This is a genomic window from Luteibacter rhizovicinus (assembly GCF_004342265.1).
Classification (GTDB): Bacteria; Pseudomonadota; Gammaproteobacteria; order Xanthomonadales; family Rhodanobacteraceae; genus Luteibacter; species Luteibacter rhizovicinus_B.
Window position 1 is genome coordinate 324,452 of the sequence record NZ_SMCS01000003.1, and the last position, 15,464, is coordinate 339,915.

The 15,464-nt window shown below is 61.3% G+C and carries 10 protein-coding genes and 1 riboswitch; of the genes, 4 read left to right on the top strand and 6 right to left on the bottom strand.

Annotated elements, in window-relative coordinates; translation table 11 throughout:
- The first annotated feature begins 177 nt into the window (after window positions 1-177).
- On the top strand, window positions 178-648 hold the full coding sequence (locus EC912_RS09900; RefSeq protein ID WP_243649212.1) for a methyltransferase family protein: 471 nt from the start codon (window positions 178-180) through the stop codon (window positions 646-648).
- 127 nt (window positions 649-775) lie between these two features.
- Here the strand turns inward: EC912_RS09900 and EC912_RS09905 are convergent, their stop codons facing one another.
- A complete protein-coding gene (locus EC912_RS09905) occupies window positions 776-1,201 on the bottom strand; it encodes a VOC family protein (RefSeq protein WP_132143456.1) in 426 nt (141 codons plus the stop codon).
- A 578-nt stretch (window positions 1,202-1,779) separates the two neighbouring features.
- A riboswitch (glycine riboswitch) is annotated at window positions 1,780-1,878 on the top strand.
- 42 nt (window positions 1,879-1,920) lie between these two features.
- On the opposite strand from EC912_RS09905, the gene gcvP reads away from it, so the two are divergent.
- On the top strand, window positions 1,921-4,791 hold the full coding sequence (gene gcvP / locus EC912_RS09910) for an aminomethyl-transferring glycine dehydrogenase (RefSeq protein ID WP_132143458.1): 2,871 nt from the start codon (window positions 1,921-1,923) through the stop codon (window positions 4,789-4,791).
- A gap of 64 nt (window positions 4,792-4,855) precedes the next feature.
- Here gcvP and EC912_RS09915 read toward each other — a convergent pair whose 3' ends face one another.
- The 3 genes from EC912_RS09915 to EC912_RS09925 all read right to left on the bottom strand — a co-directional run bounded on the left by EC912_RS09915 (window position 4,856) and on the right by EC912_RS09925 (window position 10,026).
- Window positions 4,856-7,051, bottom strand: a complete 2,196-nt coding sequence (locus tag EC912_RS09915) for a hypothetical protein (protein ID WP_132143460.1) — start codon at window positions 7,049-7,051, stop codon at window positions 4,856-4,858.
- Between the two features lie 198 nt (window positions 7,052-7,249).
- Window positions 7,250-8,656 (bottom strand): M16 family metallopeptidase, encoded by a 1,407-nt coding sequence (locus EC912_RS09920; protein WP_132143462.1) that lies wholly within the window; start codon window positions 8,654-8,656, stop codon window positions 7,250-7,252.
- 11 nt (window positions 8,657-8,667) lie between these two features.
- Window positions 8,668-10,026, bottom strand: a complete 1,359-nt coding sequence (locus EC912_RS09925) for a M16 family metallopeptidase (RefSeq protein WP_132143464.1) — start codon at window positions 10,024-10,026, stop codon at window positions 8,668-8,670.
- Between the two features lie 175 nt (window positions 10,027-10,201).
- Here EC912_RS09925 and EC912_RS09930 point away from each other — a divergent pair, with 175 nt between their 5' ends.
- Together EC912_RS09930 and EC912_RS09935 are read left to right on the top strand one after the other, a co-directional pair.
- Complete coding sequence (locus EC912_RS09930) at window positions 10,202-10,867, top strand: carbonic anhydrase (protein ID WP_132143467.1); 666 nt, start codon at window positions 10,202-10,204, stop codon at window positions 10,865-10,867.
- Complete coding sequence (locus tag EC912_RS09935) at window positions 10,864-11,739, top strand: bestrophin family protein (protein WP_132143469.1); 876 nt, start codon at window positions 10,864-10,866, stop codon at window positions 11,737-11,739. The genes EC912_RS09930 and EC912_RS09935 overlap by 4 nt, the downstream gene beginning before the upstream one ends.
- Before the next feature lie 24 nt (window positions 11,740-11,763).
- Here EC912_RS09935 and EC912_RS09940 read toward each other — a convergent pair whose 3' ends face one another.
- Window positions 11,764-13,785 (bottom strand): glycoside hydrolase family 3 protein, encoded by a 2,022-nt coding sequence (locus EC912_RS09940; RefSeq protein WP_132143471.1) that lies wholly within the window; start codon window positions 13,783-13,785, stop codon window positions 11,764-11,766.
- Window positions 13,786-13,998: 213 nt separating this feature from the next.
- Complete coding sequence (locus EC912_RS09945) at window positions 13,999-15,315, bottom strand: carbohydrate-binding protein (protein ID WP_243649213.1); 1,317 nt, start codon at window positions 15,313-15,315, stop codon at window positions 13,999-14,001.
- Between the last annotated feature and the right edge of the window lie 149 nt (window positions 15,316-15,464).

Consider the following 15,464-nt stretch of genomic DNA (forward strand, 5'->3'; position numbering starts at 1 on the left):
CTTGAAGCATGTTGTAGCAAGCACTGGCCTGCCAATATTCGGCCTCAAGAACCCGCAGGCTTGTACCGCATGACTCCTGGATTCAGCGTCGCGCTTAATTTGGTCTGGTTAGTCGTTCTGGTCTACTGGCTATGGAGTGGCCGCCGAACAAAGCCCCCTGTGCAGACCGAGCCTCTCTTGAAGCGACTCGTCGCTTATTGGCTACCTCTTGTCGCAGCGTTCCTATTGCTCGGTCCAGGTGAATGGTTCGGGCATAACTTGCTGAGGGAGCAGTTCGTACCGCACTCCACATTCTTTGAGTCAATCGGACTTTGCCTCTGTGTGGCCGGAGCAATCGTTGCCTGCTGGGCACGCCATCTTCTTGGCGAGAACTGGAGTGCCACCGTACAACTGAAAGACCATCATCAACTGATTACGCGGGGCCCATATAAGGTCGTGCGGCATCCCATCTACTCCGGCCTGCTGCTTATCTTTCTGGGCAATGCCGTACTGGTTGGCGACTGGCGAGGGCTACTGGCGGTCGCCATCGTTTTTCTGTCGTTCTGGCGCAAGCTGCAACTCGAAGAACGCTGGCTAAATCAGCATTTTGGGGAGGCCTATCGCGAGTACGTCGTGCGGACCCATGCACTTGTTCCCGGGCTGATTTAACAACCATAGGTCACGCACCTTAAACGCCCGGGTCAGTTCGGACTCACCGAACCATCGGGACCCCGCCTTAGCAGCTTTCTCCCGATCGGGTGTCGTTTCTGGCGTTTGGATTCGCGCACGAATCCGGTCACGCCACGGATGCCGGCGGCCCCTTGAGTTCCACCATATTTCCCTGCGGATCGTAGAGATAGATCGACGGCCCCTCGCCCTGCGCGCCGTAGCGCGATCCGACATCGCCGATGCGCACGCCGTGCGCCTGCAGATGCGCCTTGATGGCGGCCTCGTCGTAGCCTTCGACACTCAGGCAGATGTGATCGACGTTATGTCCTTCGGCGCCTGGCGGCGCACCACCCATGCGTCCAAGCTTTCCGTCCATGGCCACCAGATCGATAAGCGACGAGCCTGCACGCAGTTGCACGAGACCGATCTCGTCCTGGCGACGCTCCTCACTGCATCCGAGGACGTCGCAATAAAAACGCTGCATGGCATCGCCGTCGACAACGCGCAGTACGACGTGATCGATGGCTCGAAGCCGAAAAGGGGGTGACGTCATGGGACACCAACGACAGAGGGGAAGCCCAATAGTACGTCGAGACCGAGACGGGCGGGATCACCCCGCCCGCGGGACTAGTACGCGTGTCCTGCTCGGCGCCACCCGGGCCGTCCATTCAACGTAACCGTCGGAACCGGCCGCATTGGGAACCGCCTGCAGGGAATAATCCTTGTTTGGCCCGGCTCAACCATAGAGGAAGGCCTTCAGAAAAATCCCTAGACCGAGACGTGACCGACGCTTTGCGGGGACTGGCTTTGGCCCGTTCAATGAACGCGTTTTCGCAGACATTCACATCCGTACGACGCAGACGGACTTCCGGCCCACAGGCAGTTGAGCCAGACCCGTACCCCCATCGGAGGCATGGATCCGTGCCTGCCCCTACATCGACCTACCCGAAAACGGGTGCCATACGATGCGGCCTCACCCCAGACACACCCCAGCCCACCCGGGCACCCTGTCGGCAATCCCTTACCGAGGCGGGTATAATCGCCGGCATATCGTTCGGTGGGAGAAGCGGGCCCGACCCGCTGCCGAAGGCGCAACGCCCGTAATCGCTCAGGCTCCCATACCACCGCGCGGGGAAAGACTCTGGAGAGACCGGTTGAATCCGGCGCCGAAGGTGCAAGAGGCGGTTCCATCGCCTCCAAACTCTCAGGCAAAAGGACAGAGGGGCGCCCCACGTGCGGCACGGCACGTTGTACCCGGACGCCCCTAACGCCATGAGCCAGAAATCCTTTTCCTCGCTGCGCGAGCTCGAGCATCACGACGCCTTCGTCGAGCGCCATATCGGCCCGAACGATGCCGAGATCGCGGACATGCTGCGCGTCGTCGGCCACGCATCGCTCGAATCGATGACCGATGCGATCGTCCCCGGCTCGATCAAGTCGCCCGCTCCGCTCGCGCTGCCCGACAGCATCACGGAAGTGGAGGCGCTCGCGAAAATTCGCGCTATCGCCGATCGCAATACCGTCTACCGCAGCTTCATCGGTCAGGGCTACTACGGCACCCATACGCCGAACGTCATTCTGCGCAACGTGCTGGAGAACCCGGCGTGGTACACGGCATATACGCCCTACCAGGCCGAAATCTCGCAGGGCCGCATGGAAGCCCTGATCAACTTCCAGACGATGGTCGCCGACCTCACCGGCATGGACATCTCCAATGCTTCGCTGCTCGACGAGGCCACCGCCGCCGCCGAAGCGATGACGCTGGCTAAGCGCTCCGCGAAGTCGAAGTCGAACGTGTTCTTCGTGTCGCGCGACATTCATCCGCAGACGCTCGAAGTGCTGCGTACGCGCGCCGACGGCATCGGCATCGAACTGCACATCGGCGACGACAGCGAAGGCTCGACCGTCGATAGTTTCGGCGTGCTGCTGCAGTACCCGAATACATTCGGCCGCATCAACGATTACCGCGCACTGTCCGAGGCCGTACACGCACGCGGCGGCATCGTAGCCGTGGCGACCGACCTGCTTGCGCTTACCCTGATCGCTTCGCCAGGTAGCTGGGGTGCCGATATCGTCGTCGGCAACAGCCAGCGCTTCGGCGTGCCGTTCGGATTCGGCGGCCCGCATGCCGCCTATCTCGCCTGCCGCGATGCATACAAGCGCTCGATGCCGGGCCGTCTGATCGGCGTGTCGGTCGACAGCGAAGGCAAGCCGGCATATCGCCTCACGCTGCAGACGCGCGAACAGCACATCCGTCGCGAGAAGGCGACGTCCAACATCTGTACCGCCCAGGTCCTGCTCGCCGTCATGGCGAGCATGTACGCCGTTTATCACGGCCCCGAAGGCCTGGCGCGCATCGCCAACCGCACGCATCGCCTTGCCGCGATCCTCGCCGGCGCCCTGCGTGGCGCGAACGTCGCCGTCGGCGACAGCTTCTTCGACACGCTGCACGTCACCGGCGTCGATGCGAAGGCGATCCACGCCGCCGCGAATAACGCAGGCATCAACCTGCGCGCCATCGATGCATCCAGTGTCGGCATCAGCCTCGACGAAACGACCACGCGTGCGGATGTCGTTGCGCTGGCCGGCGTATTCGGCGCGAAGATCGACGATATCGACGCACTGGACGCGACCACGGGCGAGGCGCTGCCCGCCGGACTTCGCCGCGACATCGACTTCCTGCAGCATCCGGTGTTCAACACGCACCATAGCGAACACGAGCTGCTGCGTTATCTTCGCGGCCTCGCCGACAAGGATCTCGCGCTCGACCGCACGATGATTCCGCTCGGTTCGTGCACGATGAAACTCAACGCCACCGCGGAAATGATTCCGGTGACGTGGCCCGAGTTCGCGAACATCCATCCGCTGGCTCCGGCCTCGCAGGCCACGGGCTACAAGCAGCTGATCGACGAACTCGAAGCCATGCTTGTCGAGTGCACGGGTTACGACGCGGTCAGCCTGCAGCCGAACTCCGGCGCACAGGGCGAATACGCGGGCCTGCTCGCCATTCGCGCCTATCATCGCTCGCGCGGCGAGGAACATCGCGACATCTGCCTCATTCCCGAATCGGCGCACGGCACCAATCCGGCGTCGGCGCAGATGTGCGGCATGACCGTGGTCGTCACCAAGTGCGACAGCAACGGCAACGTCGATGTCGACGACATCCGCGCCAAGGCCGAAAAGTATTCCGACCGTCTCGCCGCGCTGATGATCACCTACCCATCCACGCACGGCGTGTTCGAGGAAGACGTGGTCGCCATCTGCGACATCGTCCACCAGCACGGCGGTCAGGTGTATACAGACGGCGCGAACATGAATGCGCTCGTTGGTGTCGCCAAACCCGGCAAGTGGGGTTCGGACGTCTCGCACCTCAACCTGCACAAGACCTTCTGCATTCCGCACGGCGGCGGTGGCCCGGGCGTCGGCCCGTGCGCGGTCAAGTCGCACCTCGCACCGTTCCTTCCGCGCTCGCTGGGTGGCGAAGGCGACGTCGGCATGGTCAGCGCCGCGACGTTCGGCTCGGCCTCGATCCTGCCCATTTCCTGGATGTACATCACGCTGATGGGCACGGCCGGTCTGCGCAAGGCAACCCAGGTCGCGCTGCTCAATGCGAACTACATCGCCAAGCGCCTCGCCCCGCATTTCAAGACGCTGTACACCGGCCGCAACGGTCTGGTCGCGCACGAATGCATCCTCGATCTGCGCCCGCTGAAGGACGCCACGGGCATCGGTGCCGAGGACGTCGCCAAGCGCCTGATCGACTTCGGCTTCCATGCGCCAACGCTGAGCTTCCCGGTGGCGGGCACGCTGATGGTCGAACCGACGGAAAGCGAATCGCAACATGAACTCGATCGCTTCATCGACGCCATGATCCAGATCCGCGACGAAATCCGTGCCGTGGAAGATGGCCGCCTGGATCGCGAAGACAATCCGTTGCGCAACGCACCGCACACCGCTGCCATGGTCACGGCGAGCGAATGGACGCATGCCTATCCGCGCGAGCTGGCCGCCTTCCCGCTGCCCAGCCTGAAACTGCAGAAGTACTGGTCGCCGGTGGCGCGCGTCGATAACGTGTACGGCGACAAGAACATCATGTGCGCCTGCATTCCGATCGATGCGTTCAAGGACGAAGTCGACGCCTGATAGCGTAGTCGCAGAAACGAAAAGGCCCCGCTATGCGGGGCCTTTTCGTTCTATTCCTGGTGGCTTATACCCTGCTACGCGTTCGGATCTCGTTCGAATTCCGACTGCTGCGCACCAGCGGCGGTTTACGTAACGTCCATTCTTTCGTGACTTCCGGCTTGTAGGTCTTGACGACATGCTCGCGCAGCATCTCCTTGATCGCCCCACGCATTGCGGTGGAGTCGGAACGCTTCGCGGCATCGCGCAGATTGTCGAGGTACGGCTGCGCGGACGGCGTCGCCGCCATCATGTTGGCCATCTCCTTCTGCAGGATGGTGCCCTGGCGAGGATTGGCCATATTGCGCCCTAACGTATCGAAAGCTGCCCCATGTTGCTTCGTATAGTCGTCCCACCAGGTGGTGGGACCCGGCTTGCCGAGTTTGGAGCGCGCCAATGGCATCAGATAATCGAGCGACTCCGTTCCAAGTTGCGCTTGCCGCACTCGCTTGTCCGATGCACTGATCCCTGCATCGATATTCAGCCCGGCACCGACCGGCGCCGACACCTTCGTCACCGATCGCTCCGTGTCGAAAGTCTGATGCATAAGCAGAACCGGCTGACCATCCTTGATCTTGAAAACCGACTTAATCGTCTGGCTATATTCCTGCGGAAACCCCACGTTAACCACGTCCTCCACGAGCTTTCCCACATCGAATACAGGCGTGCCCATTTGCCCCAGGGCTCCATTGACGACATTCGCGACCAATCCTTTCGAATTAAAGGCGCCCTTCAGTTCAACCTCGACGAACTGGCCTCGCAAGGTCGGCTCTTCATGGCGGTGCACATCGACCAGGGAAAGCTTTGCACTGACACCCGCCTGGCCAACCACATGCGCGTTCGCCTCCGACTCAAGAGCGACGATATTGCGAACCGAGGGTGTTTCGATGGACTCCCTGACCGATGCAGGGCGAAGCAGGGATTTGTGCTGATCTAACAGATTGACGATATGCCGGTCAGCGGACTCATCGATTGCACCGGCCAACTTCAGCGATACATAGTCCTTCAGGAGTGAAGCCGATTCACTCATCGCGGCACTCCTGAATTTCGCACCGCCATCCACCTTACCCAGCGAGATATCCGTCAACAGACGGCTGGCCTCCCTAGCATGAGCCTGCATCGCACAAGCAAGATCGTCGCTGTCTGCATAGCGCGAGGTACTCGACCCGAGCCGCTGACGCGCGAGGTCGGGATTGAAATCGTACATGTCCACAATATCCATGGACTGCGTTTTCACCCCTCGCTCCGTTTTCACCTGTACCCCGGCCTTGAGTTCGATAACATCGCCAAACGCAAATTTGGCCGATGCCGATGCGACCCCTACTTTCAGATACTCAACGGGGCGCGGCGCGCCCCTCCCCACCGGCTTGACCATATCGGCGGGCAATCCCATACGCTCCAGGCGCTCGTTGAGCGATGAACGGGAAACCGCGAGGCGACCAGCGTCTTTCTCGTAGGAACCTGCCAGAGCGGCGATGCTCCGCATGTTGGCCAGCGCCCGCAATGGACTGGCGTGGTACCAGGCGCCGAGCTTGCCACTTTCGGCCCTCACGTAATCTTCCAGATTCGCATACGTTTTGCCGCGGATTGCGCCAAGGGTCGCGTCGAGCCCGACGAAGTCCTTGAGAAGTCCGATTCCCACACCGACCGAAGTGGTGGTTTTTTTCTGGATCGCCTTGCTCGCAAGTCCCGCGACTGTCTGCGCAGCCTCCACGAAAAGCCGTGCCGAGGCTCCGGGCTCGAACCCATACGAGGTCCCCAGGGATGCGCTACCGACGCGCTCGCCACCTTCGGGCAGGTGAGCGCTGAGCGAGCTGAATTCCGAATCCAGCCGGGCCTTAACCTGCTCGTTCAGCGCGGACCGAAAGTGCCACTTCATCATCCGGCTGACAGCTCTCGCCTCGGGATCCGGCAGGACAGACACCTGCTCGAAGGGATCGAGCACGTTCTGGGCGCGTATGAAATATCGAAGACCGGTAGCCAGTTGCTCTCGGGTGTAAGGCCCGTCCATATCCATCGCCGCGATACTTTCAGCCAGCAGCCGTGTCTTGCGGAGCTTCTGGCGGGATGTCTTACCGTCATTCGGATAGGCGGCTTCGAGCCGTCGCTCCATCGCCTCGACGATACGTTTCAATTCGGGCTTGCCTACCCCAAAGGGGCCGACAGGCGTCGAAATGGGATCCAATGCCGGAGACGTGTCCGTCAATCCAATGTCCTTGCCCATAGAAACCTGCTCCATGCTTATTGCTGACCGGGGATAAGGCCCATCCTTACGTCATCGCTTCGCACGAACTATCGGTATCTGCCTGTCAGCTGGTAGGGGATGCCCCATATGCAACACCGCCTCCGAAGCACCCAATCGATGCAAAGGCATCATTGCTTCCAAAAAAAACCCCGCGGTTGCGGGGTTTTTTCCTGAGCCTCAGGGTTTGACCACCCTGAAATTCCCATGTGCTTTCAACTGCGAGTCGATGGCTTTTTCATCGCCGACGATAACGATACTCTGCAAGGCAGGATCGAAATAACGGCTACCGATCGCTGTAACCTGCTCCGCCGTCACCTGGGATGTTTTCTCTACGTATTCGGTAACGAACGATGCGGGCAGCTTGTACGTCCATGTCGTTGCCAGTGTGGTTGCGAGGCTACGTTGCTGCTGATTGCGATAAAGGTACAGCCCGGCGATCAGTCGCTTCGCACCGACGAGTTCTTCGTCGCTGGCAGGCTGTGTGGCCATGCCGCGCAAAAGCTTGTCCACCTCATCAAGGGTAGGCCCGGTCACTTCATTGCGAACGTCGGCCACGACGCGGAGTTCGCTACCGGCACGACGCGGCGTGACGATCGACCCCGGCGAATAGGTGTAACCCTTGTCTTCGCGGATATCCTCCGTCAACCGGCTACTGAACGAACCGCCGAAGATCATATTTGCCACGGTCAGCGGTACATAGTCGACGTTGTTGGCGGAAACCGCCGGATGCCCCATGCGAATCGCGGACTGTACGCTTCCATCGCGTTGCACCAGCACGCGTACCGGTTTGACATCGACGGGAACCGCCGGGGTTTCAGTGGACGGCGCACCACTGGCCTTCCAGTGGCCGAACGTGGCCGTGGCCAGCGCGAGCGCTTTAACGGCATCGATCTTCCCGACAATGACCAGCAACGCACGATCCGGACGCGCGCGCTGCGCGTATTCGGCGCGCAGGCTGGCTGGGGTAGCGGCTTCAATCGACGCTTCGGTAGGAACGATGCGGGCATAGGGATGATCGCCATACAGCGCGGTCGCGAAAGCCCGCGAAGCCTGCCACGCGGGCTCGCCTTCCGATGCCTTCAGTTCCTGCAGCGCATTTGCCTTGCCGAGCGCGACCTCCTTGTCGGGAAAAGTCGAATGCAGGGCGATATCGCCGAGCAAATCCATCAAGACAGGCGCATGCGACGCCAGCGCGGTACCTCTCAACGTAATGGCATCGGCACTGGAACCCGACGAGAACTCCCCGCCGATAGCCTGCCATTGCTCGGCCAGCTGTTGCGAACTGCGCGTGGTCGTTCCCGCATCGAGCAAGCCGGAAAACAGATCGGATACCGCCGGCGCATTGGCGGGATCGGCGGCCGTGCCGCCTAGCAACGTCAGCACGGCGGTGATCTTGGGCATGCCCTGGCGCGGGACGATCCACACCGTCAGCCCATTCGGCAACACGTGTTGATCGACTGGCAAAGGGGGAAGCGGCTTCGCTTCACCGTAAGGGGGAAGGTCCTTTGGAAAAACAGGTTCGGCCGAATGCGCGATACCGGCAAAAGCAAGCGCAAGTGCGGCCGTCAGCGTCAGCGTTTTCATTTTCGACCCCTTCACTTGGCTGCGACCGGTGTGCGATCGATGACGCTGCGGTTGGCGGCGACGAGGTAGGTGCGTGCCACTCTCTGCACATCGGCGGGGGTGACGCCGTCGATCAGTTTCGGTACGTCGTTCACCGTACGGGCATCGCCCCACAGGGTCTGCAACTTGGCAATCGCATCCGCACGATTGATGAACGACTCCAGTTGTCCGTACCAGTCGGAAAGCATCTTCGTTTTGACGCGCGCCAACGAAGCCGCATCGACCCCATCGTGGTCGATGTGCGCGATTTCTTCATCCAGACCCTTTAGAACGGCATCGGGCGATGTCGTGGGTTTGTACATCGCAAAGAGACTCAGCATCGTCGGACCATCGAAATCCCAGGCATCGCCGAGCGGGAAGTTAAGGCCGCCATCGATATTGGTAAGCAGTTCGCGGTTCTTGACCAGACCCTGGTAAAACCGCGACGCGTTGTCGCCGACCAGCAGCTGACTCAGTACCGCCATCGCCGCATGATCGCGGCTGCCCCTCGGCGGCGCCTTCCAGCCGATGGCAAGCGCCGGAACCCGCGCCAGGGAATCGGTCTCGCTTGTGCGGCGTTCTTTGGTATTCAACGGCTCGGATACATCGCCGCGCACCGGTGCCGTCTGTGTCGGTATATCGCCGAAGTATTTCTCGACCAGGGCGAACACCTGCGCCGCTTCGACGTCGCCGGCCACGCCGATCACCGCATTGCCCGGCTGATAGAACTTCGCGTGAAAAGCCTTTACGTCGTCGATCCGGGCACTGTCCAGATCCTTGAACGAACCGTAGCCATCGTGCTTATTGGCCCATTTGTCGAACGCCAGCGCATTCAGATGGGTCCAGTAAAACAGACCATAAGGCTGATTCGTCACGTTGACCCTGATTTCTTCTTTCACCACGTCGCGCTGATTGGTCAGGTTCTTCTCGCTGAAATCGAGCGCGCGCATGCGGTCGGCTTCCAGCCACAACATGGGCGCAAGCGCCGTGGTGGGGCCCGTCTCGATATAGTTCGTGAAGTCGGCGCGGGTGGATCCATTGTTGATGCCACCACCTCCCTGAATCACGCGATCGAACACGCCCTTGGGCGATACCGGCGTGCCCTGGAACATCAGGTGTTCGAAGAGATGCGCAAAGCCGGTACGGTTTTCAGGCTCGAGCCGCATGCCCACGTGATAGACGACGCTGATGCCGACGATGGGCGAGGTATGGTCCTCGCTCACGACCACCACCAGACCGTTGTCGAGCTTCTTTACCGCTATCGGCAACTTCCATCTGTCGGTATCGGCAGCGTGCGCACCCGTGCTCAAACCCAGCACCGTCGCGAGGACGGCTACTCCCAAACGACGCATCGCTATCCCCTGCATTAATCCAGATCGCAGTCATAAGACAGTCTCGCCGAACTGGCAAGTGCGAAGAGACCCCCTCGCCTGGCGCCCGATTAGCCTGGGGGATGGAGGACTAACCGCCACACAGGCATCATGTACATCTGCCGGCAGCGGACGGCCAAAACACAGGACGATAACGATGACGACCGAAACACCCGCTGGCACCGACCTGCTTGGCCTCCTGAAAGGCGTCGATGCGTTCACTCACAAGGTCTTTCCGGAAAGCGCCGAGCTGTTCAGCGAACTGGCGACGGGACAGGCTCCGCACACGCTCTTCATTACCTGTGCCGATTCGCGCGTCGTGCCGGAAATGATTACCCAGACGCAGCCAGGCGAACTGTTCGTCTGCCGCAACATCGGCAACATCGTTCCCGGTTACGGAGAAATGCTGGGTGGCGTCTCCGCGGTGGTCGAGTACGCGATCATGGTGCTCGGCGTCAGTCAGATCGTGGTTTGCGGTCACACCGACTGCGGCGCGATGAAGGGCCTGCTCGCCCCCGATTCCACCCGCGGTATGCCGACGGTGGAAGCCTGGCTGCGCAACGCGGAAGCCGCACGCAGCGCCATCTTCGCGCGCCGCCTGGAAGGCGCCGACGCCATGCAGGCACTGATCGAAGAAAATGTCCGCTTGCAGCTGATACACCTGCGTACGCATCCAGCCGTCGCGGCCGGCCTGGCGGAGCGCCGTCTCGCCCTGCAAGGCTGGGTCTACGACATCGAACACGGAAGGGTATCCATCCTGGACGAGGCCGCCGGCACGCTGATCACGCTGGACGAGGCCATAGCCCGCGAGGCAGCACTGTGATCGTCCCCGGCCGCGCCCATCTCGGCCACATCCTCAAATACGTCGGCAGACCGCTGATCCTGCTATTCGCATGGGATGTCGCCGTAACGGCCGCCTATTACTTCTTCGCATCGTACTGGGTGCAGTTTCCCGCACTCCCACTCACCTTGCTGGGTTCCGCGGTTGCCGTCTATCTCAGCTTCCGGAATACCACCGCCTACGCGCGCTGGTGGGAAGCGCGCACGCTCTGGGGCTCGATGGTGAATTCGTCGCGCACGTTCGCGCGCGAAGTCGCCACCCTGCTCCCCACCGGCACCACGAACACGCTACTGGTCCACCGTCACATCGCTTACGTGCAGGCGTTGCGGATGCATCTGCGCAGGCAGACGCCGTGGGACGAGCTCGCGGCACGATTGCCGGGCGACGAACTCGCCCGGTTGCGCGACGTCGCGAACGTGCCGCAGGCCATCCTGTCCCGCACCGCCTCAATGGTAAGGGCAACCGGTGTCGACGACATCCGGCATGTCGCGATCGAGAACACGTTCGCGGAACTAACCAATGCGCAGGGCGGCCTGGAACGCATCAAGAACACACCGCTCCCCCAACAATACGCGACTTATCCCGCACTGTTCACGCATGCCTTTTGCATCCTCCTCCCGCTTGGCATGGTGGAAGCCCTGGGGCTTTACACGCCTCTGGGCTCGACAGCGGTCGGCTTTCTTTTCCTCGCGCTACTGCAGATCGGCAACGACATGCAGAATCCCTTCGAAAACACCGAGAACGACGTCCCCATGACGGCCATCACCCGCGGCATCGAAGTCGATCTTCGCGATGCATTGGGCGAAGCCCACGGGCTCGAACCCGTGGCCATCGAGGGCGGCGTTCTCTGGTAACCACCCGCAAGGCGGAGTCCGATTTCAGTCCGCCGAGGGGTAGCGCAACCCATGGCCGCGCGGATAACGCACGACGGCGGCCGAGCCCCCTGTCGCCGGCTCGTAAACATTGACCGGCAACCGGCCCATCGGATTCAGCGAGCCCACGACGACATCGACAACCATCGGCAGCGATGGGCCGCGCAAGCCGCCCTCGTAGCCGAAATAGGAGTACGTGGCCAGCGTCGCTCCGGGAAGATCGTCGAAATCGACCGAGTCGTACGGTGCGCGCATAGTGACGTGAATCAGCTTCCTGCCGGCGTGCGACACGTACTCCATGGCGGACCGAAGGCGCATCCACGCATCGGTATCGCTGGCATACGGTATGCGTGCGCGTCCGACATTCGCCTCACCGGACTGGTCTTCATTGAAAACGAGTGATCCGCTGTGAGACATCACGTGTCCCGCATCGAACAATGCCTGGTAACCCCGCGCGCCGGATAACTTCGTGACAGGCGAGCCCGCCCGAGTCGTCATACTGCCGAGCAATACCACGTCAGCCTTGTCGATCGCGCGCCGCAACTCCGCGTCCGTCACGGCGGCTAGCGACGTATGGGTAACGCGTGCGAACCCATGCTCGGCAAAGCGGCGCTGCATGGCGGTCGCCTGCTCCTGCCAGGGAGTGACGATAAGGATATTGGCTGCACGATCGGCGATGGGAAGCGTGTCCCCGTCGTTACGGATCATCGTGATCGATCCGGCGGCGATCTTCCGCTCCACCTCGCGATGCGCTTCGCTTCCGATAATCGAGACATCGGATACCGGCCGCGATGCGTACGCCGGGACGATTCCCCTACGCATTTTCATGCGTACGATGCGCCGCACGGATTCGTCCAGTTCCTCGCGGTCGAGGTCCCCGCTATCCACCGCAGCCACGACCGCATCGATCGCCGATGACAGGCGACCGGCATCCGCGGCACGCCGGACTTCGACCGGCATCAGCGCGATGTCCACGTCGGCACGAAACACACGGATGAGAGCGTCTACCGGATCGAAAAAATCGGCAATCGCTTTCATTTCCAGCGAATCGGTGACTGTCACGCCATCGAAGCCAAGCTCGTCGCGCAGGATGTCTCGCTGAATCGTCCGGGACATAGTCGCTGGCACGACGATGCTTTCTCCCGTCAGCGTCGTAACCCGTGACGAGTCGAGCGCGCCGTACTGGATATGCGCTGTCATGACCATATCGGGCCGAACGGTCGAAGAGAAAGCCGCACGGTAAGGTGCCAGGTCGATCGCGAACGCGTCCTCCCTGCTCTTGTCGACGACAGGAAGGCCGAAGTGCGAATCCGTCGTCGTATCCCCGTGCCCGGGAAAATGCTTCAGCACACCGATTACGTTGCGATTGGCCATGCCCTCCAACAAGCCGGTGCCCAGCAGCCCCACCAACCCCGGATCATCGCCCAGCGAACGCACATTGATGACCGGATTCAATGGATTGCTGTTGACGTCGACAGTCGGCGCGAAGTTCACATTGAGACCGAGCGACGCCATCTCCGTCGCAAGCACTTCTCCCTGACGGACGGCAAACCCGGCATCGCCACTACCGAGGTACGCCGCAGCGAGGGCCATGTTGCCGGGGAACGTGGTCGCCTTGTCGCGCGGAAGGCGAAATACGTTTCCACCTTCCTGGTCGATCGCGAGAAGCAGCCCGACGTTCTTCGCGGAATTCGCCCGCCCGAATGCTTCGACGAGATGTCCTGCCTGATCGATGCTCTGAATATTGTCCGAAAAGAAGATCACGCCTCCCAGACCATTGTCCCGAACGATCCGCATGACGTCCGGATTCCCCGTCGTCATCCCCGACGTACACGATGGATGGTCGTCATCGCACCAGTAACGGAAGGCCATCATGAGTTTCTGACCGATCTTCTCGCGTGTGGACATACCATCGACGATCTCTCGCGCCACGGCATCGGTATCGACCTGGGAATCCGCCTGGGTCGTGGTGCAGAGCGTGGGGAGCATGAGAGCAACAGTAAAGATAAGTTGCTTGCGATATCGCATCAGGGACGTTCCGTTTTGATGAAACGGAACCGTAGCCCGATATCAAATCCGGAAAGGAGGGCTCATCTCCTCATATTGCGTAGGCGTTGTGGCCGCAAAAGACCAGGAATGCCGCCCGCTCGCCATTCCCAAAGACAGCCAAAGACCGGTGAGCCGAATAGGACGATTATTCGGCTCATTCCATGAGCCGAATAATCGTCTCGCCTCCAATACTTAACGCCCCAGATCGTGCAGGAAGCGCTTCGTGTACTGCACCGGTGTCGAGCCGCTTACCGAGTTGCAGGTCGGCGATGCGGTCGTCTGATTGCTGGAGCACGGCGTATCGCGATCGAGCGACCAGTAGTGGATGCCCGCGAGTTTGTTCGCCACCGCATACGCCGTCATCGTGTCGACGTTCGCGGGAGTGAATATTTCGCTGGACGCGTCGTTCACGCCGATCATCGGCGTGAGTTCGATTTGTGTCAGCGGAATGCCGTAGGTGTGCTGGAGGTTCTTCGCGGCCTGGATCGCCGACTGGCCCATATCGCACTGGCCGTTCGCCACGACGCAGATCGAGGAGCTGGCGCCGCTGCCGTAATCCATCACCATGAGGTTGATGACGTAGTTGGTGAGACCTTTCGCCTTGATCGCCTTGATCACGGCGTCGCCGGTGCTGTTGAGGCCACCGTAGCTGCCGTCCGACGCGGCGAGCGTTGCCAGCGTGAATGAATAACGCAGGTTCGGGTACAGCGTCTGCGCATAAGCCACCATCGATACCAGCGAAGTCAGCTGCGCGGGCGTCTGGCCACCTTCGATATCGAAATCGATACCGACCATGTGCGAGGTGTTGTACGTCGACAGGAATTTGGCCATGCCTGCGGTTGTGGAGCAGGTGAACAAGCCCGCCTGCCCACCCGTCGATACGATGTAGTTCAGGCCAGCGTTGTTCAATGCCGGAATGTTCGCACCAGCGAAGCTGGCAGCGGGCAGCCCACCCCAGTTCTCGCTGCCGCATTCGCCACTGGCGAACGCCAGCGTGACCGCGCCGAGATTGGGCTGAACCGTCGAATAGAAACTACCGCTGCCGACCAGCGGCAATACCGTACCGGATGCGGCGGTCTGCATCAGGTTGGTGTTCCAGTTGAGATTGATCGTGACGTCTTTGTACGGACTGAAGAGCAGCGTTCCCGCAGCCGGCGGCGGATTGGTCGGCGGCGGTGGATCGACCGGAGGCGGAGTCGTACCGCCACCACTGCAGGCACCGGTCGAGGTCCATGGCTGTCCCGAGCCCGAAGGACCGCTATTGGTCGCCGGATCGTTACCCTGCGTCCACCAATTGGCTGTGTAGTTGGTGCCGTTTTCGCTTGCCGTATTGCCGCCCGTATAGACGGCCGATGCATTCCACGCCGCGGCACAGGCCGCACTTTGCGCATGCGCGCTTTGCGTGGGAACCACGACTCCGACCAGTGCGAGCGAGATCGCCGCGGCCAGGGCCGCGGTGGACGTACACGACGCGACGGCAACGCGCACGCGCGATGATGTGATCGACATTAGGTTATGCCTCCGATGCTCGGACAATGAGTAGAGCAAGGCGTAAGCCATAACCCCCCGGCGCTGGCAGTCGCCCTCCCCCTTCGCGTCACCGCTTTGCGCGGTAACGTCGTGATGAGATACGGCGAAATGACAACGTTGTCGATATC